At 63.4% G+C, this 24,242-nt stretch carries 27 protein-coding genes and 1 pseudogene; 17 read left to right on the top strand and 11 right to left on the bottom strand.

The annotated features are described in order from the left end of the window. On the top strand, window positions 1-468 hold the full coding sequence (gene rlmH / locus BVG79_RS02200; protein ID WP_085785451.1) for a 23S rRNA (pseudouridine(1915)-N(3))-methyltransferase RlmH: 468 nt from the start codon (window positions 1-3) through the stop codon (window positions 466-468). A 2-nt stretch (window positions 469-470) separates the two neighbouring features. Further along, complete coding sequence (locus BVG79_RS13400; protein WP_157115601.1) at window positions 471-641, top strand: hypothetical protein; 171 nt, start codon at window positions 471-473, stop codon at window positions 639-641. On the opposite strand, the gene BVG79_RS02195 is transcribed toward BVG79_RS13400, so the two are convergent. Continuing rightward, entirely contained in the window at window positions 638-1,096 is a 459-nt protein-coding gene (locus BVG79_RS02195; protein WP_085787196.1) for a GNAT family N-acetyltransferase, read from the bottom strand. The two genes, BVG79_RS13400 and BVG79_RS02195, sit on opposite strands and share 4 nt — an antisense overlap. Window positions 1,097-1,185: 89 nt before the next feature. Between BVG79_RS02195 and smc the strand changes: the two genes are divergently transcribed. After that, a complete protein-coding gene (gene smc / locus BVG79_RS02190; protein ID WP_085785450.1) occupies window positions 1,186-4,638 on the top strand; it encodes a chromosome segregation protein SMC in 3,453 nt (1,150 codons plus the stop codon). Here the strand turns inward: smc and nagA are convergent. Both nagA and BVG79_RS02180 read right to left on the bottom strand, forming a co-directional pair. Continuing rightward, the gene (nagA, locus tag BVG79_RS02185) at window positions 4,635-5,741 is read right to left on the bottom strand and encodes an N-acetylglucosamine-6-phosphate deacetylase (RefSeq protein WP_085787195.1); all 1,107 of its coding nucleotides are present in this window, start codon (window positions 5,739-5,741) and stop codon (window positions 4,635-4,637) included. The genes smc and nagA overlap by 4 nt on opposite strands. Window positions 5,742-5,800: 59 nt before the next feature. Next, a complete protein-coding gene (locus BVG79_RS02180) occupies window positions 5,801-6,790 on the bottom strand; it encodes a glutathione S-transferase family protein (protein WP_085785449.1) in 990 nt (329 codons plus the stop codon). A 215-nt stretch (window positions 6,791-7,005) separates the two neighbouring features. Here BVG79_RS02180 and BVG79_RS02175 point away from each other — a divergent pair, with 215 nt between their 5' ends. Next, window positions 7,006-7,356: a hypothetical protein gene (locus tag BVG79_RS02175; protein WP_236951393.1), complete on the top strand. Its 351-nt coding sequence runs from the start codon at window positions 7,006-7,008 to the stop codon at window positions 7,354-7,356. Here BVG79_RS02175 and BVG79_RS02170 read toward each other — a convergent pair whose 3' ends face one another. Then, window positions 7,357-8,526, bottom strand: coding sequence for a MalY/PatB family protein (locus tag BVG79_RS02170; protein ID WP_085785448.1), 1,170 nt, complete (start codon window positions 8,524-8,526; stop codon window positions 7,357-7,359). Window positions 8,527-8,639: 113 nt separating this feature from the next. On the opposite strand from BVG79_RS02170, the gene def (BVG79_RS02165) reads away from it, so the two are divergent. From def (BVG79_RS02165) to fmt, 3 genes are read left to right on the top strand one after another with little or no spacing between them, the layout of a single operon-like run. Next, window positions 8,640-9,158, top strand: coding sequence for a peptide deformylase (def, locus tag BVG79_RS02165; RefSeq protein ID WP_085785447.1), 519 nt, complete (start codon window positions 8,640-8,642; stop codon window positions 9,156-9,158). Continuing rightward, complete coding sequence (gene def, locus BVG79_RS02160) at window positions 9,158-9,649, top strand: peptide deformylase (protein WP_085787193.1); 492 nt, start codon at window positions 9,158-9,160, stop codon at window positions 9,647-9,649. Before def (BVG79_RS02165) ends, def (BVG79_RS02160) begins: the two co-directional genes overlap by 1 nt. Continuing rightward, window positions 9,649-10,548, top strand: a complete 900-nt coding sequence (gene fmt / locus BVG79_RS02155; RefSeq protein ID WP_085785446.1) for a methionyl-tRNA formyltransferase — start codon at window positions 9,649-9,651, stop codon at window positions 10,546-10,548. Before def (BVG79_RS02160) ends, fmt begins: the two co-directional genes overlap by 1 nt. On the opposite strand, the gene BVG79_RS02150 is transcribed toward fmt, so the two are convergent. The 5 genes from BVG79_RS02150 to BVG79_RS02130 form a co-directional block, all read right to left on the bottom strand. Then, on the bottom strand, window positions 10,545-10,916 hold the full coding sequence (locus BVG79_RS02150; RefSeq protein ID WP_085785445.1) for a lysozyme inhibitor LprI family protein: 372 nt from the start codon (window positions 10,914-10,916) through the stop codon (window positions 10,545-10,547). The genes fmt and BVG79_RS02150 overlap by 4 nt on opposite strands. Beyond that, the gene (purU, locus tag BVG79_RS02145) at window positions 10,913-11,797 is read right to left on the bottom strand and encodes a formyltetrahydrofolate deformylase (RefSeq protein ID WP_085785444.1); all 885 of its coding nucleotides are present in this window, start codon (window positions 11,795-11,797) and stop codon (window positions 10,913-10,915) included. The genes BVG79_RS02150 and purU overlap by 4 nt, the downstream gene beginning before the upstream one ends. A 60-nt stretch (window positions 11,798-11,857) precedes the next feature. After that, window positions 11,858-12,334 carry a ribonuclease HI gene (gene rnhA, locus BVG79_RS02140; RefSeq protein ID WP_085785443.1) on the bottom strand — a complete coding sequence of 159 codons (477 nt, stop codon included), beginning with the start codon at window positions 12,332-12,334 and terminating at the stop codon, window positions 11,858-11,860. Between the two features lies 1 nt (window position 12,335). Continuing rightward, window positions 12,336-13,286, bottom strand: a complete 951-nt coding sequence (gene ispH, locus BVG79_RS02135) for a 4-hydroxy-3-methylbut-2-enyl diphosphate reductase (protein WP_085785442.1) — start codon at window positions 13,284-13,286, stop codon at window positions 12,336-12,338. Window positions 13,287-13,367: 81 nt separating this feature from the next. Then, entirely contained in the window at window positions 13,368-13,967 is a 600-nt protein-coding gene (locus BVG79_RS02130) for a LabA-like NYN domain-containing protein (protein WP_085785441.1), read from the bottom strand. A 414-nt stretch (window positions 13,968-14,381) separates the two neighbouring features. Between BVG79_RS02130 and rpoZ the strand changes: the two genes are divergently transcribed. The 9 genes from rpoZ (at window position 14,382) to BVG79_RS02085 (ending at window position 21,676) form a co-directional block, all read left to right on the top strand. Next, window positions 14,382-14,735 carry a DNA-directed RNA polymerase subunit omega gene (gene rpoZ, locus BVG79_RS02125; RefSeq protein ID WP_085785440.1) on the top strand — a complete coding sequence of 118 codons (354 nt, stop codon included), beginning with the start codon at window positions 14,382-14,384 and terminating at the stop codon, window positions 14,733-14,735. A gap of 7 nt (window positions 14,736-14,742) precedes the next feature. Further along, the gene (locus BVG79_RS02120) at window positions 14,743-17,019 is read left to right on the top strand and encodes a RelA/SpoT family protein (RefSeq protein ID WP_085785439.1); all 2,277 of its coding nucleotides are present in this window, start codon (window positions 14,743-14,745) and stop codon (window positions 17,017-17,019) included. A 1-nt stretch (window position 17,020) separates the two neighbouring features. Continuing rightward, the gene (locus BVG79_RS02115; RefSeq protein WP_085785438.1) at window positions 17,021-17,668 is read left to right on the top strand and encodes a DUF2062 domain-containing protein; all 648 of its coding nucleotides are present in this window, start codon (window positions 17,021-17,023) and stop codon (window positions 17,666-17,668) included. Continuing rightward, a complete protein-coding gene (locus BVG79_RS02110) occupies window positions 17,661-18,404 on the top strand; it encodes a pyridoxine 5'-phosphate synthase (RefSeq protein WP_085785437.1) in 744 nt (247 codons plus the stop codon). The genes BVG79_RS02115 and BVG79_RS02110 overlap by 8 nt, the downstream gene beginning before the upstream one ends. Next, window positions 18,401-18,811 carry a holo-ACP synthase gene (gene acpS, locus BVG79_RS02105; RefSeq protein ID WP_085785436.1) on the top strand — a complete coding sequence of 137 codons (411 nt, stop codon included), beginning with the start codon at window positions 18,401-18,403 and terminating at the stop codon, window positions 18,809-18,811. The genes BVG79_RS02110 and acpS overlap by 4 nt, the downstream gene beginning before the upstream one ends. Before the next feature lie 87 nt (window positions 18,812-18,898). Further along, entirely contained in the window at window positions 18,899-19,741 is an 843-nt protein-coding gene (lepB, locus tag BVG79_RS02100; protein WP_085785435.1) for a signal peptidase I, read from the top strand. Window positions 19,742-19,763: 22 nt separating this feature from the next. Continuing rightward, complete coding sequence (gene rnc, locus BVG79_RS02095; RefSeq protein ID WP_157115599.1) at window positions 19,764-20,429, top strand: ribonuclease III; 666 nt, start codon at window positions 19,764-19,766, stop codon at window positions 20,427-20,429. Then, window positions 20,422-21,345, top strand: coding sequence for a GTPase Era (gene era / locus BVG79_RS02090; RefSeq protein ID WP_085785433.1), 924 nt, complete (start codon window positions 20,422-20,424; stop codon window positions 21,343-21,345). The genes rnc and era overlap by 8 nt, the downstream gene beginning before the upstream one ends. Further along, window positions 21,338-21,676 (top strand): DUF1491 family protein, encoded by a 339-nt coding sequence (locus BVG79_RS02085; RefSeq protein WP_085785432.1) that lies wholly within the window; start codon window positions 21,338-21,340, stop codon window positions 21,674-21,676. The genes era and BVG79_RS02085 overlap by 8 nt, the downstream gene beginning before the upstream one ends. Before the next feature lie 13 nt (window positions 21,677-21,689). On the opposite strand, the gene BVG79_RS02080 is transcribed toward BVG79_RS02085, so the two are convergent. Next, window positions 21,690-22,781, bottom strand: coding sequence for a M24 family metallopeptidase (locus BVG79_RS02080; protein ID WP_085785431.1), 1,092 nt, complete (start codon window positions 22,779-22,781; stop codon window positions 21,690-21,692). A 129-nt stretch (window positions 22,782-22,910) separates the two neighbouring features. Here BVG79_RS02080 and recO point away from each other — a divergent pair, with 129 nt between their 5' ends. Then, the gene (recO, locus tag BVG79_RS02075) at window positions 22,911-23,639 is read left to right on the top strand and encodes a DNA repair protein RecO (protein WP_198167909.1); all 729 of its coding nucleotides are present in this window, start codon (window positions 22,911-22,913) and stop codon (window positions 23,637-23,639) included. On the opposite strand, the pseudogene BVG79_RS02070 reads toward recO, so the two are convergent. Then, window positions 23,636-24,218: pseudogene (locus BVG79_RS02070) on the bottom strand (YqgE/AlgH family protein). The gene recO and the pseudogene BVG79_RS02070 overlap by 4 nt on opposite strands. Window positions 24,219-24,242: the final 24 nt, after the last annotated feature.

Here is a 24,242-nt window from a genome sequence, read left to right as displayed (position 1 = left end):
ATGCGGGTAACCATCGCCGCCGTGGGCCGCCTGCGGAGCGGCCCTGAAAAGGCGCTGATCGACGACTACATGACCCGATTCGACCGCACTGGTCGCGCGCTTGGCCTAGGCCCCGCAAATCTGGTCGAAGTTGAAGACAAAAAAAGCGGTGGCATGGCAGCCGAGGCAGCTTTGCTGTTGCGCGCCATCCCCGCCGGTTCGGTTCTAATCACGCTGGACGAACGCGGCGAGGTGATGTCATCGCCCGATTTTGCGACCCGTCTGGCCACCTACCGCGACGCGGCCCGCGATGTCTGCTTTGTCATCGGCGGGGCCGACGGGATCGACCCCAGCCTTCGGGCACAGGCGCAGATGTCTGTGTCGTTTGGCAAGATGGTGTGGCCGCATATGTTGGTGCGTGTCATGCTGACCGAACAGCTTTACCGGGCTGCCGCCATTCTGGCCGGCACCCCCTATCACCGAGTGTAACCATGCCCGATTATTCGAAACAATACAGCGGCAATACCCCCAAAGGGCAGCCCCGCCACCAAGAACACAACCAGTTTGGCGGCAAAGCCAAACCCTTCGGCGCCAAGGAAACCAAGGCCGAACTTCTCGCCCGCATGAAAGCTGCGGCCGAGAAGAACAAGCAGGCCGATTAAGCCAGCGCTTTTTCCATGAACACCGAATGCGGGCCTTCGCGGTAATCCCCGAACGGCCCGCAAATGGTATAGCCCACGCGCTTGTACAGCCGGTGCGCCGCGTGCAGCGTATCGCCGGTTTCCAGCTTCAGCATCTTCAGCTTGCGCGCGCGGGCGCGGCCTTCGAGCGTCTCCATCAAGGCGGCGCCGACGCTTTTGCCGCGCGTATTGGGGTCGACCCACAGCGATTTGACCTCGCCGTATTCGCCCTTGTCGGCCAGTGCGACGCAGCCCAGCGCGGCGGTGTCGTCATAGGCGATCAGGAATGTGATCGACGGGTCGGCCAGCGCCTCGATTGACAGGAAATAGTTGTCCTCGGGCGGGTAGAGGCTGCGCAAATAGGCCTGGCTGGCCTCTAGCAACCGGCGGCCATCGGCCGATAGCGGGTCGCCCTTACGGATGGAAATGGCAATCATTTGGGGCTCTCCCTTGACTTTCGATGCCGCGGACAGCCAAAGCATGGGTTCCGGACACGTTCTTTTCTCCGGTCATAAAGGAAGCGTCAATGCAGTTCAGCCGCCTGCGCCTCAATGGCTTTAAAAGCTTTGTCGATCAGACCGAGCTTGTCATCCAACCCGGTCTGACGGGGGTGGTGGGGCCAAACGGCTGCGGCAAGTCGAATCTGCTGGAAGCATTGCGCTGGGTCATGGGCGAGACGCGCCCCTCGGCCATGCGCGGCGGCGGGATGGAGGATGTGATCTTCGCCGGTGCCTCTAGCCGGCCCGCCCGCGCGCATGCCGAAGTCGCCCTGCTGATCGAGAATGAGGATCGCCTAGCCCCCGCCAGTTTCAACGACACCGACCAGTTGGAAGTGATCCGCCGCATTACCCGCGACGCTGGCAGCGCCTATCGCATCAACGGCAAAGACGTGCGCGCGCGCGATGTGCAGATGCTGTTCGCCGATGCATCAACCGGCGCACATTCGCCCGCGCTGGTGCGGCAGGGCCAGATTTCCGAACTGATCAATGCCAAGCCCACCGCCCGCCGCCGCATTCTGGAGGAGGCCGCCGGTATCTCGGGCCTCTATCAGCGCCGCCACGAAGCCGAGCTGAAGCTGAAGGGTGCCGAGCAAAACCTGACGCGCGTCGATGATGTGATCGACGGCTTGGGCCAACAATTGGCAACGCTTAGCCGGCAGGCAAAGGCGGCACAGCGCTACCGCGAGGTCGGCCTTGCCCTGCGCGCCGCCGAAAGCCTGCTGCTGTGGCTGCGTTGGAGCGCGGCCGATACCGCCCACCGCGAGGCCGAGGCCGCGCTGAACGCTGCCAACCAAGCCGCCAATCTGGCCGGTGCCGAGGCCGAGAAAAGCGCCGCCGTGCGCGCGGGTTTCGACGCCGCCCTGCCGCCCCTGCGCGAAGAAGAATCGATCGCCAAGGCCATCATGGCCAAGCTGGAGGCCGAGCGAGACGGCCTCGCCGCCGAGCTGATGCGCGCCCAGACCACCATTGCCCACACGCGCGAGGCGCTGCAACAAGTACAAGACGACCGCGCTCGCGAGAATGCGCTGAACGGCGATGCCCTGCAGACCTTGGCCGCGCTGGAAACCGAACGCGACACACTGATGGAGGCGCAGGGCGACCAAGACGAGGCCATCGCTGCCGCCAGCGCCGCCCTGTCCGAAGCCAGCACCATATTGGAAGCCCGCGAATCGGCCTTGGCCGAACGGACGGAAAGCACCGCAAGCTTGGCCGCGCGCCACCAGTCGGTCGAACGGCAGTTGCAAGACGCCCGCCGCGCGGTCGACAAGGCCGAGGCCGAGGCGCAGCGCATCGCCGCTGCATTGGCCAGCGCCGAAACCGCCCACACCGCCGCCGTCGCCGCCTTCGCCGCCGCCGAGGCCCGCCTAAGCGAGGCGAGCGCCGCAATCGCCACAACCGACGCCGCGCTGGAAGCCGCAACAACCGCGCGCGCCACCGCCGAGGCGGCTGCCACCACCGCCCGCGCGACCCGCGCCGACGCCGAGGGCCGCCGCAATGCCCTGGCGTCCGAAGTGCGCGGGCTGACCGGCCTGCTGGCCAAAAGCCAGACCAAGGGTGCACAACTCCTCGATCAGCTGTCGGTCGCGGCGGGGCTGGAAAAGGCCATCGGCGCAGCGCTGGCCGATGACCTAAGCGCACCTGTTGTCACAGCTGCGGATGCGACCGGCTGGGTCGCCTTGCCCGCCTACAGCGATGCCCCCGCCTTGCCGGATGGGGCGACCCCGCTAGGCGACGCGATCGGCGCGCCCGATGTGTTGGACCGCCTGTTGCCGCAGGTCGGCCTTGTCGATGCCGCCGACGGCGCCCGCCTGCAAGCGCTGCTGCGCCCGGGGCAACGCCTCGTCTCGCGCGAGGGGGATTTGTGGCGCTGGGATGGGTACCGCGTGGCGGCGGGCGATGCGCCCTCGGCTGCCGCGATGCGGCTGGAACAGATGAACCGACTGGCGCAGCTGAAAGCCGAGCTGGCCGAGGCCGAAGCCGAGGCCGCCGCCGCGATCAGCGCCCATGACATCGCTGCCGCCGCGTTGAAGGCCGCTGCAACGCAAGAAACCGCCGCACGCGACGCAGGCCGCGCCGCCGACCGCGCGCTGGCCGACGCGAACCGCACCCATTCCCGCACCGAGGCCGACCGCAATATCGCCGCATCGAAACGTGACGGGTCGGCCAATAGTCAGCGCCGCCTAGCCGCCGATCTGCAAACCGCACGCGCCGCGTTGCAAGTGGCCGAGGCTGAAATGGCCGCCCTGCCCGACTTGTCCGCTGCCCGCACCGAGGTGGCCGAGGTGAAAGCCGCCGTCGATGCCGCGCGCATCACCATGATGACCCGCCGCACCGCTGCCGATGACCTGCGCCGCGCCGCCGAAACCCGCACCCGTCGCGCGCAAGACATTCTGCGCGAAATGACATCGTGGGAAACCCGCCTTGCCAGCGCCGCCCAGCGCATGCGCGAGTTGGAAAGCCGCGAGGCGGGCCTGACCAGCGATCTGACCCGTGCCGAAAGCCGCCCCGCCGCCATTACGGCCAAGCGCGAGGATACGCTGACCGCCATCGCCAGCGCCGACCTGCGCCGCGCCGCCGCCGCCGAGGCTGTCGCCGCTGCCGAAACCCGCCTGCGCGAGGCCATGCTGGCCGAGCGCGAGGTCGAGCGCATCGCATCCGAAGCGCGCGAGGCCCGCGCCCGCGCCGAGGCCCATTTGGACGGCACCAAGGCTACCCAAGCGCAGGTCGAAGAACGGATCGGCGAGATCCTGAACCTATCCCCCGATGCCCTGCGCGAGGCCGTCGGCGACCCCGAGGAGCTGCCGACCATCCCCGCGCTGGAGGAAGAGGTCGGCAACCTGAAACGGGCCCGCGAACAAATGGGCGCGGTGAACCTGCGCGCCGAGGAAGACGCCAAGCAGCTTTCGGACGAACAGACGACGCTGCTGAATGAAAAGACCGATCTGGAGAGCGCCATCCGCGCGCTGCGCGGCGCGATCGGCAACCTCAACCGCGAGGGACGCGAGCGTTTGCTGGCCGCCTACGACCAAGTGAACGAAAACTTCGCCATGCTGTTCACGCATCTGTTCGGCGGCGGCGAGGCCCGCCTGGTCATGGTCGAAAGCGACGACCCGCTAGAGGCTGGTTTGGAGATCATGTGCCAGCCGCCCGGCAAAAAGCTGTCGACCCTGTCGCTGCTGTCGGGGGGCGAGCAAACGCTGACCGCGCTGGCGCTGATCTTTGCGGTGTTCTTGGCCAACCCCGCCCCGATCTGCGTGCTGGACGAAGTGGACGCCCCACTGGACGACCACAACGTCAACCGTTTTTGCGACCTGATGGACGAGATGACACGCCGCACCAACACGCGGTTCTTGGTCATCACGCACCACGCTGTAACCATGGCGCGCATGCACCGCCTGTTCGGCGTGACCATGGCTGAACAAGGTGTCAGCCAGTTGGTCAGCGTCGATCTGTCGAAAGCCGAGGCGATGGTGGCTTAGGGGTTCGCCCCTTCGCGCACCCGCCCACGTAAGACCACCTGCTGCAGGCTGAAATCGGCCTGCGACAGCACCACCATGTCGGCAATCGACCCGACCGCGATCCGGCCGCGATCCCAAACGCCGATGTAATCCGCCGCGATGGTTGATGTGCGGGCCGAGGCCTCCTCGATCGACAGGCCGATCTTCACGAAGTTCTGGAATGCCTCGAGCAGCGTCAGGCACGAGCCCGCCAAAGTGCCGTCGGCCAAGCGCACGCCATTGCCGCAGCGGCGGACAGGCTGGGTGCCAAGGCGATAGTCGCCATCGGGCATGCCTGTGGCCGCGCAAGAATCTGTCACCGCATAGACATTCGGAATCGCCCGCAGCGCCACGCGGATTGCACCGGGGTGGACGTGCAGCAAATCGGGGATGACCTCGGCGTGTTCGGCATGGGCCAGCGCGGCCCCAACGATACCGGGGGCGCGGTGGTGCAGCGGTGTCATGGCGTTGAACATATGCGTGACACCGTGGCGGCCCGATTCAAAGGCCAGCGCCGCGGTTTCATAATCGCAAGACGAATGGCCGATCTGCACGCGGATACCCTTGCCATCCAAATAACGGGTCACCTCGCCCTCGGGGTCAGCCTCGGGGGCCATGGTCACGACGCGGATCGGGGCCAGCGCGTTGAAGTCGTCGACCAGCGGGATTGAGGCGGGGATTGCGGCATCCGGCTGCGCCCCAAGACGGGTGCGGTCAATAAACGGCCCCTCAAGGTGAACGCCCAGAATCGCGGCCTGATCGGGCGCTTGAGCGGCCATCACAGCGCCCGCATCGCGCATCGCGCGGGTGATTGCGGGAACGGTGTCTGTCATGGTGGTGGCCAACATCGCGGTCGTACCGAAACGGGCGTGCAGCGCTGCGATTTTGGCAGCTGCATCGCCGCCTTCCATCAGATCGGCACCGCCGCCGCCGTGGCAGTGCAGATCTACAAAGCCGGGCAGGATGTAGGGGGCGTCGGCGGGCACATCTTCGGGGATGATCGCGGCGACACGGTCGTCTTGCCACGTCACGCGCCCGTCAACCCAGCCATCCGCCGTCAGGATGCGGCCCGAAATGTCGTTCATGATTCCACCTTCCGATTTCTGCGCCACTTTGGCACCGTTCATCGGAAGGTGGTAGGGCCTTAGGCCTTGGGCAGATGGTCGCGCCCGTGGTGTTGGTCGAAATCGGGGATCGGGCCCAGCGGCACCACACGGCTGGGGTTAATCGTGTCGTGGCTATAGTAGTAGTGCTGGGTGATGTGATCGAGGTTCACCGTCCCCGCCACCCCCGGCACCTGATACAGCTCGCGCAGCCAGCCGTTCAGATTGGGGTAGTCGACGATACGCGCACGGTTGCACTTGAAGTGCGTGTGGTAGACCGCATCGAACCGGATGATTGTGGTGAACAGACGCCAATCGGCCTCGGTCAGGCGGGGGCCTGTCAGATAGCGGTTTTCGGCCAGAATACCCTCGATCCAGTCCAGCGCGTCGAACAGCGGATAGACCGCCTTGTCGTAAGCAGCTTGGCTGGTGGCGAAACCCGCTTTGTAGACCCCGTTGTTCACCTCGTCATAAATACGGGCGTTCAGCGCGTCGATCTGGGGCAGCAGATCGGCGGGGGCGTAATCGTCGGTATTGCCGGTCAGCCCGTTGAAGGCGGTGTTCAGCATACGGATGATCTCTGCCGATTCATTCGAGACGATGGTATCCGTTTTTTTGTCCCACAGCACCGGCACCGTGACCCGCCCCGAGATATGCGGGTCGGCCTTGGTGTAGATGTCGCGCATAAAAGGCAGGCCGAACAACGTGTCGCCAGTGGCACCGGGGAAGCTGCTGTCAAATGTCCAACCATCCGACAACATATGCGGATGCACGACAGATACGGTGATGAGGTCGTCCAACCCCTTCAGCGCGCGGTAGATCAGCGTGCGGTGCGCCCATGGGCAGGCAAGGCTGACATACAAGTGGTATCGGCCGGCTTCGGCTGCATAGCCGCCCTCGCCCGTCCGGCCGGGGGCGCCGTCGGGGGTGATCCAGTTGCGGAATTTGGTGGTGGTGCGCACGAACGCGCCGCCCGTACTTTTGGTATCGTACCAGACGTCTTGCCATTGGCCGTCGACCAGTTGTCCCATGATGCAGGCTCCTCGGGGGTTGCGTTGCGTTATAGGATAGGGGCTGCGCGGCGATCTGCACACCGCCGCCACCGCGCAATGCCCCTGCGCAAATGCACAGGCGGCGAAAATTCGCGCGGGAACCGCGCTTTCAACTAGGGCGAATCGTCACCGCGGCGTTACAATGGAGTGAAGACTGTCGGGAGTGATTCATCCGACGTGACCAGAAGGGGGCCATGATGTTCAACTTCTTTCCCGAAGCCGTCCGCCGCGGCATGGACGAAGCCCGCCGCGCAGACGAGCGCCGCAGCAACCGCCTGAGCATCCACGCGCAAGAGCAGGTGCACCGGATTCTATCGCTGTGGGATGACGGGCTTGCGCTGGATGCCAGCGATCGCGCCCCGCTGCGCGGGCTGGTCGATATTTTTGACGGGCCGCGCCACCTGTATCAGTGCCTGCTGATCACATCGCGCGAGGAAGAGGGCCGCCGGATCTACGACTTCAAATGGATCGCCCGCGTCAGCGAAACCCACCCCGTCGATTTCGAGCAGCAGGAAGATACCCCCCTGCTGCTACCCCGTCACTGATTACTGCAGATCTTCGAACGCAGCGGTGATCCGCGCGACCGCATCGGCCACACGCGCGCGCGGCGTGGCGAAGTTGAAGCGCAGGAATGTCTCGCCGCCCTTGCCGAAGGTCGGGCCGTAATTGGCGGCGACGCCCGCTTCGGTCAGGACGCGACGCTTGATTTCGTCCTCGCTCATTCCCGTGCCGGCAAAATCGACCCACGACAGATAGGTCGCCTCTAGCGGCATGGCCTTGACGCCCGGAATGGCCGACAGACCCTCCTCGAGCAGTCTCCGGTTGCCGTCCAGATACAGGTTCAGCGCATCGACCCATTCGGCCCCTGCGGGCGAATAGGCCGCAGTCACCATGTGCAGACCGAAGGAATTGGGCGAAATGCCCAGCCCGCCCATCAGCTGCGCGAATTTGGCCTTCAGTTCCGGGTTCGCGATGATCACGTTACCGGTGTGCGAACCTGCGATGTTGAAGGTCTTGGTCGCGGCGGTCATCATGACCAAGCGATCCTCCACCCCTTCGATCAGCGTCATCGGGGTATGCGTGTGGCCGGGCATGACCAAGTCGTGGTGGATTTCGTCCGACACCAGAATCAGGTCGTGCCGCTTGGCGAAATCGGCGACGCCCTGCAGTTCTTCGCGCGTCCAGACACGGCCACCGGGGTTATGGGGCGAACACAAGATGACCATCTTTTCGGTGCCGGTCATCTGCGCATCATAGGCGGCAAAGTCGAATTCGTACCGCCCCGCGTTGTTCACCAGCGGGCATTCCACAACCTCGCGCCCAGCGGCGCGGATGGTGCGGGCGAAGGCGTGATAGACGGGCGTGAACAGAACAACGCCATCGCCCGGCTGTGTAAACGCCGCGACAGACAGGCCCGTGCCGTTCACCAGCCCGTGGGTCGTGAAAATATCGGCCTTGTCCAGCGACCAGCCATGGCGTTCGCGCATCCACCACGCAATCGATTCCCGATAGGCACCGTCGCCACCAAAATAGCCGTAAACCCCGTGATCGAGCATCTTTTGCAACGCATCCTGCACGGCCTGCGGCGGGCGGAAGTCCATGTCGGCCACCCACATCGCGATGCCGTCATCGGCGCTGACGCCGTAAAGACGCTCCATCTCGTCCCACTTTGAACAGTGCGTGCCACGGCGGTCGATCAGCTTGTCAAAATCCATCGGTCTTCTCCTTTGGGGTCACGCTAGCGCGCGGATCGGGCAAGGCCAAGGGCTGACGGGCCGCGAGTGTTTGAGCTGTTGAAAGCACCCGCGCAGTCGCATAAATGCGAGGCATGAGCACCCGTCCCATCATCATTCACCCCGACCCGCGCCTGCGCACTATCGCCAAACCGCTGCCCGACATCTCGGACGAGATCAGGGCGCTGGCGAAAGACATGCTGGAAACCATGTATGACGCCCCCGGCATCGGCCTTGCTGGCCCGCAGATCGGGCAGTTGCAGCGCATCATCGTGATGGATTGCGCCAAGGACGAAGATCCGCAGCCGATGGTCATGGTAAATCCGCAGGTCATCTGGACCTCGCCCGAGCGGTCTGTCTACGAGGAAGGCTGCCTGTCGATCCCCGACCAGTATGCCGAAGTCGAACGCCCCGCCGCCGTAAAAGTCCGCTGGCTGGACCTGAACGGATCCGAACAAGAGCGCGAGATGGAGGGGCTGTGGGCGACTTGCGTGCAGCACGAAATCGACCACTTGGACGGCAAGTTGTTCATTGATTATCTGGGCCCGATGAAGCGCCAGCTGATCACCCGCAAAATGGAAAAACTGAAGCGCGAACGCGCGCGGGGCGAATGATGCCCCGCCCCTTCGTTCAGTGGCCCGCGCCTGCCCTGCGCACGCCCGCCGCCCCCGTGACTGCCATCACGCCCGAAATCACCGCCCTGTGGGACGAGATGATCGAGGCGATGGACGCGATGCCGGGTGTCGGCTTGGCCGCCGTGCAGCTGGGGGTGCCGTTGGCGCTGGCGGTTGTGGATGCATCGGACGCGCGCGGCCAAGCGATACGCATGGCCAACCCCGAGATTTTGCACGCCAGCGTGCAGCTGCGCGAGCACGAGGAAGCCTCGCCGAACCTGCCGGGCGTCAGTGCTGTCGTCAGCCGCCCCCGCGCTGTCACCGTCCGCTTCCTGAACGCGGCCGGCGAGGTTGAGGAACGTGATCTGGTTGGCCTGTGGGCCACATCGGTGCAGCATCAAATCGACCATTTGGCGGGGAAGATGTATTTCGACCGCCTGAGCAAACTGAAGCGCGACATGCTGCTGCGCAAGGCAAGGAAATTCGCCTGATGCGCGTCGTCTTCATGGGTACACCCGACTTTTCCGTCTCGGTTCTGGATGCGCTGGTGCAGGCGGGGCACGAGGTTGCCTGTGTTTACTGCCAACCACCCCGCCCTGCGGGCCGCGGTAAAAAAGACCGGCCCACTCCCGTCCATGCGCGCGCACTGGAATTGGGACTGGATGTGCGCCACCCCAAAACTCTGCGCACGCCCGAGGCGCAGGCCGACTTTGCCGCGCTGAACGCAGATATCGCCGTTGTTGTCGCCTATGGCCTGATCTTGCCGCAAGCCGTGCTGGATGCGCCCACGCACGGCTGCCTGAATATCCACGCCAGCCTGCTGCCGCGTTGGCGCGGTGCCGCGCCCATTCAGCGCGCGATCATGGCGGGTGATGCCGAAACCGGCGTATGCATTATGCAGATGGAAGCCGGTCTTGATACTGGCCCCGTGCTACTGCGCGCGGCTACCCCCATCGGCCCGACCGACACCAGCGGCGATCTGCACCAGCGCCTGTCGCACATGGGCGCGCGGATGATCATCGACACGCTTGACCGCCTGCACGGGCTGATCCCGCAGGTGCAACCCGAAGACGGGGTGACCTATGCAGCCAAGATCGACAAGGCCGAAGCCGCAGTCGACTGGACGCAACCCGCCCTCGCCGTTGCGCGCCAAATCAACGGCTTGTCGCCCTTCCCCGGGGCGTGGTGCATGATCGGGGACGAGCGGGTCAAACTGCTGCGCGCCGCCGCAGGCGACGGCAACGGCCCCGCCGGTCGCGTATTGCAAGGGTTCGAGATTGCCTGTGGCACCGGCAGCGTGCGCGTGCTGGACATTCAGCGCGAGGGCAAGCGCGCCATGCCTGTGGCAGACGCGCTTTTGGGGCTGACCCTGCCCGAAAGCCTGCTTTAAAGCAGCTCGTAACTGTTCAGGACTTTGACGCGGTCGCGCGTCAAATCCAACTGGCACCCCAGCGCGTAGACGCCCTCGAGGCTACCGCCCTCAACCGTCAGGGCTTGCGAGCGGCACTCGACGCTGCGGTAATCTTCCCAGATCCCCTGCGCGGCGTTCAAAACGCCCAGACGCTCACCCTCTAGGGCGCCGCGCAGCATTTGCAACTGGCTGTCCAGTTCCTGCTGCGCTTCGGTCTGCTTGTCGTTCAGGCAGGTGATAATGTCGGCCGTCGATGTCGCGTCGGGGCATTCGGGCCCTTCTTCCGCGAACACAGGCAGCGGCAAAAACGGCGGCAACAGGGCCAATACACACAAGAATTTCTTCATCCCATCCGCTCCGATGCATAGGATCCCGGGCTGGCCGGAAAGACGACGGTTTTATTGCCGTTGATAAACACACGGCGGTGAATATGCGCGTGGATGGCCCGCGCAAGAACCTGGCTTTCCACATCGCGGCCCAGGCTGACGTAGTCTTCGGGGCTTTGCGCGTGGGTAACACGTACCGTATCTTGTTCGATAATCGGCCCTTCATCAAGGTCGGCGGTCACATAATGCGATGTCGCGCCGATCAATTTCACGCCACGCTCATAGGCCTGCTTGTAGGGGTTCGCCCCCTTGAAGCTGGGCAAGAACGAGTGGTGGATATTGATGATGCGGCCCGACATTTCGTGGCACATCTGGTCGGACAAGATCTGCATATACCGCGCCAGCACGACCAGCTCGGCCCCCGTCTCGCGCACGACGCGCATCTGCGCATCCTCGGCCTCGGGCTTGTTTTCGGGCGTTACGCGAATGTGGTGGAACGGGATGTCGTGATTCACTACCAGCTTTTGGTAATCGAGGTGGTTCGAGATGACGCCCACGATGTCGATCGGCAGCGCGCCGATGCGCCAGCGGTATAGCAAGTCATTCAGACAATGGCCGAAACGGCTGACCATGATCACCGCCTTGACGCGCTGGCCTGCATCAAAAAACGCGAAATCCATGCCGAAGCGCGCGGCGACGGGCGAAAATCCGGCCTGCAAATCCGCCAGCAAAGCGCCTTCTTGGCTAGTGACGCTGACGCGCATGAAAAAGCGGCCGGTGACTACATCGTCAAACTGGGCCGAGTCGGTAATATTGCAGCCGGCCTCGGCCAAAAAGCCGGAAACGGCCGCCACAATACCGCGCGTCATGGGGCAGGTAACAGTCAGAATATAACGGGACATTGTCAGCCTTCTGCAATCATCGGCAGTTGGCTAACAGGCCGCGCAGGCGCTTGCCAGTGTTTAAACGCCGCTGCCCGCATTTCGGGCAACCTTGAAGGGGGCCATGCCTGCGCGGGCTAGCTCGTCCGCGCGTTCGTTTTCGGGGTGCCCCGCGTGGCCTTTGACCCATTTCCACACCACACTGTGGCGGGCGACCTCGGCGTCCAGCCGGCGCCACAGGTCGTCATTCTTCACCGGCTTGCCCTGCGATGTGCGCCAGCCGTTACGCTTCCAATTGTGAAGCCAGCTGGTGATACCGTCTTTCACATACACGCTGTCGGTCACGATGGTGACCTGCGCCGCGCGGGTGAAGTTTTCCAACGCCGATATAGCGGCCATCAACTCCATCCGGTTGTTGGTGGTCATCGCCTCGCCGCCCGACAGGGGGCGTTCTTTGACGACAGTGGCCCCCTCGCGCGCCTGCATCAACACGCCCCACCCCCCGGGCCCTGGGTTTCCCGAACAGGCACCGTCGGTAAAGCAAATGAATTCAGGCATATCAGGCAGGCTCGCGTAGGACTTTGGGAACTTTGAACTCGACCCGCTCTTCGGCGGTGACGACCAATTCGACGGTGACGTCGTAACGGTCGCGGAAGGCGTCGATCACCTCCTCGATCAGCACCTCGGGGGCCGAGGCACCGGCGGTGATGCCGATGGTGCGGATGCCCTCCAGCGCGCGCCAATCAATATCGGCGGCGCGCTGCACCAACTGGGAATAGGCACAGCCCGCGCGGGTGCCCACCTCGACCAAGCGTTTGGAATTCGATGAATTGGGCGCGCCCACCACCAGAATGGCGTCGCATTTGGGCGCCATCACCTTCACAGCCTCTTGCCGGTTGGTGGTGGCGTAGCAAATATCTTCCTTGGCGGGCACGAGGATCGCGGGAAAGCGCGCGCGCAGCGCGGCAGCGATTTCGGCGGTGTCATCGACCGACAGGGTCGTCTGTGTAATCATCGCCAAACGGGTCTCATCGCGCACCTGCACGGTTGCAACATCGGCGACGGTTTCCACCAGCATCACCTCGCCCGCCGGAAGCTGGCCCATGGTGCCGATCACTTCGGGGTGACCCGCGTGGCCCACCATGATCATCTGCAGGCCGTTGGCGTGGTGACGGGCGGCCTCGTTATGGACTTTGGTGACCAACGGGCAGGTTGCATCCACGTGAATCATATTGCGGCGCAGCGCCTCGGCCGGGATCGCCTTCGGGACACCGTGGGCCGAAAAAATGACGGGTCGGTCATCGGGGCACTCGTCCAGTTCCTCGACGAACACAGCCCCCTTGGCGCGCAGCGCATCGACAACGTATTTATTGTGCACGATCTCGTGGCGGACAAAAACGGGCGCGCCCCATTTATCCAGCGCCATTTCGACAATGCGGATAGCGCGGTCGACCCCTGCGCAAAACCCGCGCGGCGCTGCCAGATAAACGGTCAGGGGGGCAGATGTCATGGCGCAGGCTCCGACGGTGCTTGTGGCGTTCCCACCCGAGATATGCGCAGCGGGCGCCCCCGTAAAGGGCGCCCGTCGGTGTTAGTCCAGCAAGCTGTGGGTTTCGGCATCCTCGCGCGGGGCGGGATGGGTACGCCCCTCGGGGCGCGGGTCGCGCGGCGGGCGGCCCAAAACATCGCGCAGCTCGTCCAGCTCGATGAAGTTGTCGGCTTGGCGGCGCAGTTCATCCGAAATCATCGGCGGCTGGCTGCGCACGGTTGAGACGACCGAGACCCGCACACCGCGCCGCTGCAGCGACTCGATCAGCGGGCGGAAATCGCCGTCGCCTGAAAACAACACGATATGATCGACATGAGGGGCCAGTTCCATCGCATCGACCGTCAGTTCGATGTCCATGTTGCCCTTGATCTTGCGGCGACCTTGGGCGTCCATAAACTCTTTCGCGGCTTTGGTGCGCATGGCGAAGCCGTTGTAGTGCAGCCAGTCGACCAGTGGCCGGATGGGCGAATATTCGTCATTCTCCAGCAGCGCGGTGTAGTAAAAAGCCCGCACCAAGCGCCCGCGCCGCATGAATTCGCTGCGTAACAATTTATAATCTATATCAAACCCGAGGGCCTTCGATGCCGCATAAAGATTGGCGCCATCGATAAAGAGCGCAATTCGCTCGTCCCGATAAAACATGTGTTATCCTTCCAATCATGCTCGGCCGCTGCGTTTGGAAATAAACCTGCAAATATGAACAAGCAGCGGTCTATCGGATTAGTTATCCAAGATATGTCATCTTGCAAGTAATTCACGAAAAGATGTGCAATATGGCGACAAATCGCGACTTGTTTGCGATAACATACGTTATTTCGCATGAATAAATAGCAATCCTGTGTAGGACCACTGTGATTGCCATTTGCGATATATTGTTAACCATTTCTCCAAAGGGAAACCGCACTGCGCGGGCCCGATCCGACTGGCCCTTGCGTTCTGGCCCGCGCGGCTTTAAATGGTTGCTTTCCTAGCCCGTCGCGCGCGATCCATGCAGAATCGTGGACTTTGCCCGGGCTGTCCGAACCCGTCAAACCCGTCTTAAAGGGGAGTTGTTGAATGGCACGTGTTACCGTCGAAGACTGCGTGGACAAGATTCCGAACCGTTTCGAATTGGTCATGCTGGCCGCTCATCGCGCACGCGAAATCGCCGCAGGGTCCGCCCTGACCGTGCCGCGCGACAACGACAAAAACCCTGTCGTCTCGCTGCGCGAAATCGCCGAGGAAACCCAGCTGGCTGACGACCTGCGCGAGCGCATGATCGAGGCCAACCAGCACGAGATCGAAGTCGACGAGCCCGAAGACGATTCGATGGCTCTGCTGATGAGCGCCGAAATGGATCGTCCGGCCCAAGACGACATGAGCGAAGAGCGCCTGCTGCGCGAATTGCTGCAAGCCCAAGAGGGCCGCTGAGGCCGCCATGCAAGGCACTGACAAAGGCAAGGCCGTGGCAGTTGATCAAGGCCTGCCTGCAGCGGGGCGCACCGGCGCCCCACTGGCTGCTGCCGGGGTTGCGCAGGTCGTCCCCGAACCCGTTGTAACGCTGGATGATTTGATCACCTGCGTGCGCACCTACAACCCCGCCACCAATGAAAAACTGTTGCGCGATGCCTGGGACTTTGGTCGCCAGATGCACGAAGGCCAGTTCCGCCATTCGGGCGAGCCCTATTTCACCCACCCCGTCGCCGTCGCCATGATTTTGGCGCAGCAGCAGATGGACGATGCCACCATCGTCACCGCCCTGCTGCACGACACCGTGGAAGACACCCGCGCCACCTATGCCGAGGTCGAGGCCCAGTTCGGCCACGTCATCGCCGATCTGGTCGATGGCGTGACCAAACTGACGAACCTGCAGCTGCATTCGGCCGAGACCAAGCAGGCCGAGAATTTCCGCAAGCTGATCATGGCGACCTCGCGCGATTTGCGGGTGACGCTGGTCAAGCTGGCCGACCGCTTGCACAACATGCGCACCATCGCCTCGATGCGCCCCGACAAGCAGGCGAAAAAAGCCCGCGAGACCATGGACATCTATGCCCCGCTGGCCGGTCGCATGGGGATGCAGTGGATGCGCGAGGAGCTGGAGGACATGGCCTTCCGCGTCCTCAACCCCGAGGCGCGCGATTCCATCATCCAGCGCTTCAGCCTGCTGCAACAAGAAGCGGGCGATCTGGTGCAACGCATCACCGAGGATTTGCTGGAGGAGCTGGGCAAAACCGGCATCCCCGCCGAGGTGTATGGCCGCGCGAAAAAGCCCTATTCGATCTGGCGCAAGATGCAGCAGAAAGATCAAAGCTTTTCGCAGCTGTCCGACATCTACGGTTTCCGCGTGATCACGAAAACCGACGCCGATTGCTACCGCGCGCTGGGGGCAATCCACCAGCGCTGGCGTTCGGTGCCGGGGCGCTTCAAAGACTACATAAGCCAGCCGAAATCAAACGGTTACCGCTCGATCCATACAGCCGTATCGGCGCTGGGTGGCAAGCGGGTCGAAGTGCAAATCCGCACCCGCGAGATGCATGAAGTGGCCGAGGCCGGCGTTGCCGCGCACTGGTCATACCGTGATGGCGAGCCGGTCAAAAACCGCTTTGTCGTCGATCCCGTTCGTTGGATATCGCAGCTCTCCGAGCGGTTCGAGGAAGACAAAGACCACGATGAATTTCTCGAGACCTTCAAGCTCGAGATGTATCAGGATCAGGTCTTCTGCTTTACGCCCAAGGGCGAGGTGATCAAGCTGCCGCAAGGCGCGACGCCGATCGACTTTGCCTATGCGATCCACACCCGCATCGGCCACGCCTGCGTTGGCGCTAAGGTTGACGGGCTGCGCGTGCCCCTGTGGACGCGGCTGAAGAATGGCCAGTCGGTCGAGATCATCATTGCCGACGGCCAGACCCCGCAGGCGACGTGGATCGACATTGCCGTTACGGGCCGCGCGAAATCGGCCATCCGTCGGTGGCTGCGCGAAAAAGACCGCGACCGGTTCATCAAGCTGGGAACCGAGCTGACACGCGTTGCCTTTGAAAACGCCGGTAAAAAAGCGACTGACAAGGCCTTGGCCACGGCGGCGCGCGCGCTGGCGCTGGAAAATGCCGAACAGTTGCTGCTGCGCGTCGGCGCCGCGGAAATCACCGCGCGCGAAGTTGTGCGGGCGATTTACCCTGATCTGAAGCTGCAAAACGCGAACGAGATCGACGCGGAAAAAGCAATTGTCGGCCTCAGCGCCGACCAAAGCTTCCGCCGCGCGCCCTGCTGCCAGCCCGTCCCGGGCGAGCGGATCGTCGGCATCACCTTCCGCGGGCAAGGCGTAATTATCCACGCAATCGACTGCCCCAACCTGTCCGATTACGAAGACCAGCCTGACCGTTGGGTCGACCTGCGCTGGCACGAAGGGCAGCACAAGGCCGTCAGCGCGGTGTCGTTGGAATTGTCGATGGCCAATGACGCGGGTGTTTTGGGCCGGATCTGCACCCTGATCGGCGAGCAGAATGCGAACATATCCGACGTCGATTTTCTGGATCGCAAGACGGATTATTACCGCATTCGCGTTGATGTCGACGTGCGCGATGCTGAACACCTGCACCGCGTGATGACCGCGCTCGATGCCGACAGCCACATCTCGTCGCTGGTGCGTTTGCGCGATGCGCAGCGTGCCATGAATTGGTCGGCGGCGCTGCCCGCCTCGGGCTCGGCAGGGCACTAGCATGTTCAAGCGGCGCGAGAAGCGCAGTTTCGGCCAGACCCTGCGCGAGACGTTATGGCCGCGCAAAGGGTTCTTGCGCGGGATCGGCTATATCGGCCGACGCATCCAGCGCCTGCCCGATTCGCCCGAACGTATCGCCCGCGGGATTGCCATCGGGGTTGCCGCCAGCTTTTCGCCGGTCATCGGGCTGCACCTGTTCGTCGCACTCGGTTTGGCCAAGCTGATGCGTGCAAACCTGCTGGCCGCCGCCATCGGGCAAAGCTTCGGCAACCCGTTCACGGCCCTGCCTATCATCGCGGGTGCGCTGAATTTGGGCTACGCGATTTTGGGCAGCCGCCCCAAAGAGGGTGTGATCGCCGCCGTGCCGGACTTGTTCATGCTGGCCGCCCAGCAGCTGTGGCAGAACTTTATGGCGCTTTTCAGCCCCGCCACCGCCCACTGGGACGAGTTGATCGAATTCTGGCACATGGTCTTTTTCCCGTTCCTGATCGGCGGTGTGGTGCTGGGGCCGATTTTCGGGGTTCTGACCTATGTGCTGACCTTGCCATTGGTGCGGGCCTATCAGAACATGCGCCACAAACGCCTGCAGGCCCGTCAGGCCACGCTGGCGCTGGACACGGACAAGCAGCAGGACACATTGAATGGCTGATACGTTGCGCCTTGGGGTGAACATTGACCACGTCGCGACCGTGCGCAACGCGCGCGGCGGCGCCACACCAGACCCCGTCCGTGCGGCAATTCTGGCGCAAAACGCGGGCGCAGATGGCATCACCGCGCATCTGCGCGAAGATCGCCGCCATATCCGCGATGCCGACATGGCCGCGATCCGGCAAGCGATCACCATTCCGCTGAATTTTGAAATGGCCGCCACCGCCGAGATGCAGCGCATCGCGCTGCAAACCCACCCGCACGCTGTTTGCCTTGTGCCCGAACGGCGCGAAGAACGGACGACCGAAGGCGGCCTGGATGTGCTGGGGCAGGAAGACTACCTACGCGCCTATATCGAACCGCTGCGGATGGCGGGTATTCGCGTCTCGCTGTTTATCGCAGCCGACAGCGCGCAGATTGAATCGGCGGCCCGCATCGGTGCCGCTGTCGTCGAACTGCACACCGGCGCCTATTGCGAGGCCCACGATGCGGGCGAGACCGCCCACCGCGATGCGGAGCTGGCGCGGATCTGCGCGATGGCGGGCTTTGCCGATGCTTTGGGGCTGGAAGTGCACGCGGGCCACGGCCTGAATTACGACAGCGTCGGCCCCATCGCCGCGATTCCCCAGATCAAAGAACTGAACATCGGCCACTTCCTGATGGGCGAGGCGATGTTCGTCGGCCTGCCCGCCGCGATGGCCGAGATGCGCCGCCAGATGAACAGCGCCCGCGCATGATCATCGGCATCGGCACCGATCTGTGCAATATCGAGCGGGTCGAAGGCACGCTGGCGCGGTTTGGCGACCGTTTCCGCAATCGCGTCTTCACCCAGCTGGAACAGGCCCGTGCCGAACGCAATGCCAAGCCCGCCGCCATCTACGCCAAACGCTGGGCCGCGAAAGAGGCTTGCTCCAAAGCCCTCGGCACCGGTCTGGCCATGGGCATTGCATGGAAAGACATGTCGGTGCGCAACCTGCGCACGGGGCAACCGGTGATGGAAGTCACCGGCTGGGCCGCCGAGCGGTTGGCTGCACTGACCCCGCCCGGCCACCGCGCAGTGATTCACGTGACACTGACCGACGATCACCCTTGGGCGCAGGCGTTTGTCGTCATCGACGCCCAGCCCCTGACCGATCCCGCGTGATTGATCGCACCCCGGCCCGCGGCTGCTTGACTTGATAGCCCTCGGCGCGCAAGAAGCCCCCTAACGCTTTTGGAAGTGAGCACAGTTATGGCAGCAAAATCAGGCGCAGCAAAATCAGGCGCGGCCGCCTCGATCATCGAGACGCTGAAGACCATCGTCTTCGCGCTGCTGATCGCGGGCGCGTTCCGCACTATTTTGTTCCAGCCCTTCTACATCCCCTCGGGGTCGATGAAGGATACGCTGCTGATCGGTGACTTCCTGTTTGTGAACAAAATGGCCTACGGCTATTCGTTCGCGTCCTGCCCGTCGATCAACATCGGACCGGTGAATATCGACGCGAAAGACATTTGCGGCTGGGTCGGCGGCGAAGATAACCGCCTGTTCGGCAGCGCCCCCGAACGCGGCGACATCATCGTCTTCCGCCACCCCAAAACCGGCGAAGATTACATCAAACGCCTGATCGGGCTGCCGGGCGACCGCGTGCAAGTGAAAGACGGCGTCGTTTACATCAACGATGTGGCTGCCCCGCAGGAAGATGCAGGCACTTTCCACGAAGTGATGGAACGCCAAGGCCCGCAAGGCCTGTTGCCAAGCTGCGCGAACGGCCCGGTGGGCATGGGCGCAGACTGTCAGTCGCAGCGCCTGCGCGAGACGCTGCCGAACGGCGTGTCGCATGACATTCTGAACATCGGCGATCAGCCGCAAGACAACACGCCCGTCTATACCGTGCCCGAAGGGCACTACTTCTTCATGGGCGACAACCGCGACAATTCTGCCGACAGCCGCTGGCTGACCGGCAACGGCGTCGGCTTTGTCCCGCTGGAGAACCTGATCGGCCGTGCCGATCGCGTGATCTTCTCCTCGGCTGGGCGGTCGTTGCTGCAATTCTGGACATGGCGCCCCGACCGCTTCTTCAAGGCATTGGACTAAGGTGAAACACGCAGCGACCCTCATGGAATTTGCCGACCGCTTGGGTCACAAATTCCACAGAACCGAAATTCTGATGCGCGCCCTGACGCACGGCTCGGCGTCATCGCCCGACCGGTCGGACAACCAGCGGCTGGAGTTTCTGGGTGACCGCGTTTTGGGTCTGGTGATCGCCGAGGCGCTGCTGGCGGCCGACCCCGAGGCAACCGAGGGGCAGATTGCGCCGCGTTTCAACCGCCTTGTCCGCCGCGAAACCTGCGCCGAAATTGCCCGCATGATCGATTTGGGCAGTGCGCTTCGTATCGGCCGGTCAGAGATGAAGACCGGTGGCCGCAAGAAAGAGGCGGTGCTGGCTGACGCTATGGAGGCTGTTCTGGCCGCCGTCTATCTGGATGCGGGCTTCGAGGCCGCGAAGAAGGTGGTGCTGCTGCACTGGACGGCGTCGATTCACAGCGTCGACGATGATGCCCGCGACGCCAAAACCGCTTTGCAGGAATGGGCCCAAGGGCGTGGCCAGACCCCACCCTCCTACGCCGAAGAAGCCCGTTCGGGCCCCGACCATGCCCCTGTTTTTACCGTGCGCGTGACATTGCAATCCGGCCCCTCGGCCACGGGCGAGGCCGGATCGAAACGCCTTGCCGAACATGCTGCAGCCGCAGCTTTGCTGACGAAAGTTACACAGAATGACTGAACCGACTGAAAACACCCGCGCCGGTTTTGTCGCCCTGATCGGCGAGCCGAACGCCGGAAAATCCACGTTGCTGAACCGCATGGTCGGGGCCAAGGTCTCGATCGTGACGCATAAGGTGCAAACGACGCGCGCGCGTATTCGCGGCGTTGCCATTGCGAGCGATGCGCAGATCGTGTTCGTCGACACCCCTGGCCTGTTCCGCCCCCGCCGCCGGCTTGACCGTGCGATGGTCGCCGCGGCTTGGGGTGGCGCGGGTGATGCCGATGTCGTCCTGATGCTGATCGAAGCCCACCGTGGCCTGACCGACGGCGCCAAGGCGATTATCGACAGCCTGAAAGACCGCGTCGGCAAAACGCCTGTCGCGCTGGTCATCAACAAAATCGACCGCGTCAAAGCCGAAGAATTGCTGGCTCTGACCGAAGCAGCTAACGCGGCCTTCCCCTTCGTGCAGACGTTCATGATCTCGGCCGAAAAGGGCTATGGTTGCGACCATTTGAAAGAATGGCTGGCGGGCGAAATGCCGCCCAGCCCGTGGCTTTACCCCGAAGACCAGATCGCCGATCTGCCGATGCGCATGATCGCCGCAGAAATCACCCGCGAAAAACTGACGCTGCGCCTGCACCAAGAACTGCCCTATGAACTGACGGTCGAGACCGAGCGCTGGGAAGAACGCCCCGACGGATCGGCCCGCATCGATCAGGTCATCTACGTCGCGCGCGACGGCCACAAGGGCATCGTGCTGGGCCGCAAGGGCGAGACCGCGAAAGCCATCGGCCAAGCTGCGCGGCTTGAGCTAGAGGAATTCATGGGCCGCAAGTGCCACCTGTTCCTGCAAGTCAAAGTCCGCCCGAACTGGCTGGAAGAAGCCGAGCGTTATTCCGAAATGGGCCTCGACTTCAAAGACGGGAATGCCTGAGGCCCGCCTGACGACCGATTTTTGGGTAGGCGCTTATCTGCAGCGCCTGCGCCTGGCCGATATTCCGGCCTTCATCGTGAAAAAGGGTGATGCGACCGCAGGGGCGGTGCTGGTGAAATCCAGCACGCTTGATGGGCAGGCCCGCCTGTTCCAACGCAGCTACGATTTGATGACCGGCCAACGGGCGTGGGTGACGTTGGCCGAAGGGGATGAAAGCGGCGTCGACGCTGCCATCGCCCGCCAGCGCTCATTCGACCCCGATCTATGGGTGATCGAGGTCGAAGACCGCCTTGGCCGGCATCTGCTGGCCGAAGATGGTCTGGCCGATTAATCAGACGCGCGCCTCAGACACGGACCGCATCACGCGGCAGCTTGGACAGGATCTCGACCCCGTCTGCGTGAAGGATGACCAGCTCCTCCAGCCGGATGCCGAAACGGCCGGGCAGGTAGATTCCGGGTTCGATCGAAAACACCATGCCGACATCCAGCACCGTTTCAGATGTCGATGTGATGTAGGGCCCCTCGTGACCATCAAGGCCAAGACCGTGGCCGGTCCGGTGGACGAAGTATTCACCGTAACCCGCCGCCTCGATCACGCCGCGCGCGGCCAGATCGACAACCTTGGCAGGCACACCGGGCTGCGCTGCGGCAACAGCGGCTTGTACGGCGGCCTCAACCACGGCATGCACGGCATCATATTCGGCGTCTGGTGTGCCGATGACGACCATTCGCGTCATATCCGACGAGAACGCATCTTTGGCGGCGCCAATATCAACCACGATGGCATCGCCCGCCTGCAAAACGCGGCCCGATGTCGAATGGTGCGGGAAGGCCCCGTTTTCATTCGCGCCAACGATCGAGAACATCGGCTGTGCGCCTTCGCTGATAAAGCTGTTGCGGATGACGGCGGCTAGATCGGCCTCGGTCATGCCAGGCTTGACGGCGGCATAGGCCGCCTGCATCGCGCGGTCGGCGATGGCGGCGTTTTCGCGTAGCAATTCGAACTCGGCTGCATCTTTGCGCATCCGCAGCGGGGTCATCACGACCGAGGCGAAGGCATGGCCTGCTTGCGGGATTGCATCCAAGACCAGCAGCGAAAAATCGGTCCGCATGGCATCATCCACCGCAACCTTGCGCGCTGTGCCAGCGCCCAGCGCCGCGATGGCCTGATCCAGTGCGGCCTGCGGGCCTTCGGCGTCGCTCCATGTCCACAGGGTCAGGGCGGCGTCGTGCTTGCGGGCCTCCTCGGCGTTCAGGGCGGGCATCACCATGCCGATCCCCGTAGCGGTGACCATCAGCAGGCAGGGGCGTTCGTCCGGGTGGGTGTGAAAGCCCAAAACCCAGTGCATATTCGACCCCGGCCCCAGCACCAGCAGATCAATCTGGGCCTGCGCCATGCTGGCGCGTAATGCGGCCAAGCGGGTTTCATCGGACATCGTCTCTCTCCTTTTATCGGCCTGCCTATGGGGCTCCTTGGTGATAGACCGCGCCCACGCTTGCCGCAACCGGCACCGCTTGGCGCGCGCGTGCTGGCGTGGCACATTACGTAAAACGGGGTGCGCATGATCGATTGGGAAGACGAGGGGCTGCTGCTGGACGCACGCCATCACGGCGAATCGTCGATGATCATTCACGCGTTCACGCAGGTGCATGGCGTCGTCGGCGGGGTTGTGCGCGGCGGGGCTAGCACGCGTAAAAAGCCGATGCTGAGCGTGGGAAACCAGCTTTCGCTGCGCTGGCGGGCCAGATTGCAAAACCAGCTTGGCACATTACAGGTCGAACCGCTGCGCAGCCGCGCAGCCGCCATCATGGAAAGTCGCCTGTCGCTGGCCGCCGGTGCGGCTGTCACCGCCCTGCTTGCCGATACGCTGCCCGAACGGCTGCCCTACCCGGCCCTTTTCACCCAAAGCGTCGCGCTGCTGGACTTGATCGGCCAACCCGATTGGGCGCATTTCTGGCCCCTCGCCTATCTGCAGTGGGAAATGTCGTTGCTACGCGAGACCGGGTTTGGCCTTGACCTGTCGCGCTGCGCCGTCACGGGGGCGACGGCGGATTTGTGCTATGTCTCGCCCAAATCGGGCCGCGCCGTTAGCGGGACGGGCGCGGGCGATTGGGCCGACCGCCTATTGCCGCTGCCCGCCGTCATGCGCGGTGAAGGCGACGCGCCGCGTGATGAAATCATCACGGCGCTGACCACAACGGGATGGTTCTTGCAAAACCGCCTGCACGACGGCAAGCCGCTGCCTGCCGCGCGGGGCCGCCTGCTGGACGCATTCGGGCGGCAGAACGGCTAAGCCGACCCGCCGCTGCCCGATAGCAACGCAGGCTCGACCCCCAAGGCACGCAGGGGCGCGCGCCCATTTGGCGTCGTAATCGTCGGAAAAGATGAGATCCGTCGGCGATTGCGCAACAAGCCAGCCGTTATCGGCAATTTCAGCCTCCAACTGGCCCGTATCCCAGCCGGAATACCCCAGAAAATAGGCCGCGCGGCGCGGGCCGTTCCCGACAGCCACCTGTTCCAGAATATCCCGCGAGGATGTCATGCGGATCACTTCGCTGACGGTGACGGTGCCCTCGGGGGCCTCGTAATCGGGGCCGTGCAGCACGAAACCGCGGCCAGGCTCGACCGGCCCGCCAAAACGCATTAGCGCGCGGCCATTGCTGGCGGCCACATCGGTATGCACATCAATGCCCATATGGGTCATCACCGCATTCAGCTGCAGCCCATCGGCGGGTTTGTTGATGATCAGGCCGAGCGCGCCATCATCACCATGGGCGCAAATATAGACCAAGCTCTGGCGAAAACGCTCGTCAGCCATGTCGGGCATGGCGATCAGGAACTTTCCGGTCAGGCTTCTTTCGATCTTTTCCATACCCTTGAAGATGTGATCGCAGAC

Source organism: Ketogulonicigenium robustum (assembly GCF_002117445.1).
GTDB lineage: Bacteria > Pseudomonadota > Alphaproteobacteria > Rhodobacterales > Rhodobacteraceae > Ketogulonicigenium > Ketogulonicigenium robustum.
Note: the sequence above shows the minus strand (reverse complement) of the source record. Positions and strands in the feature narration are given on the sequence as shown.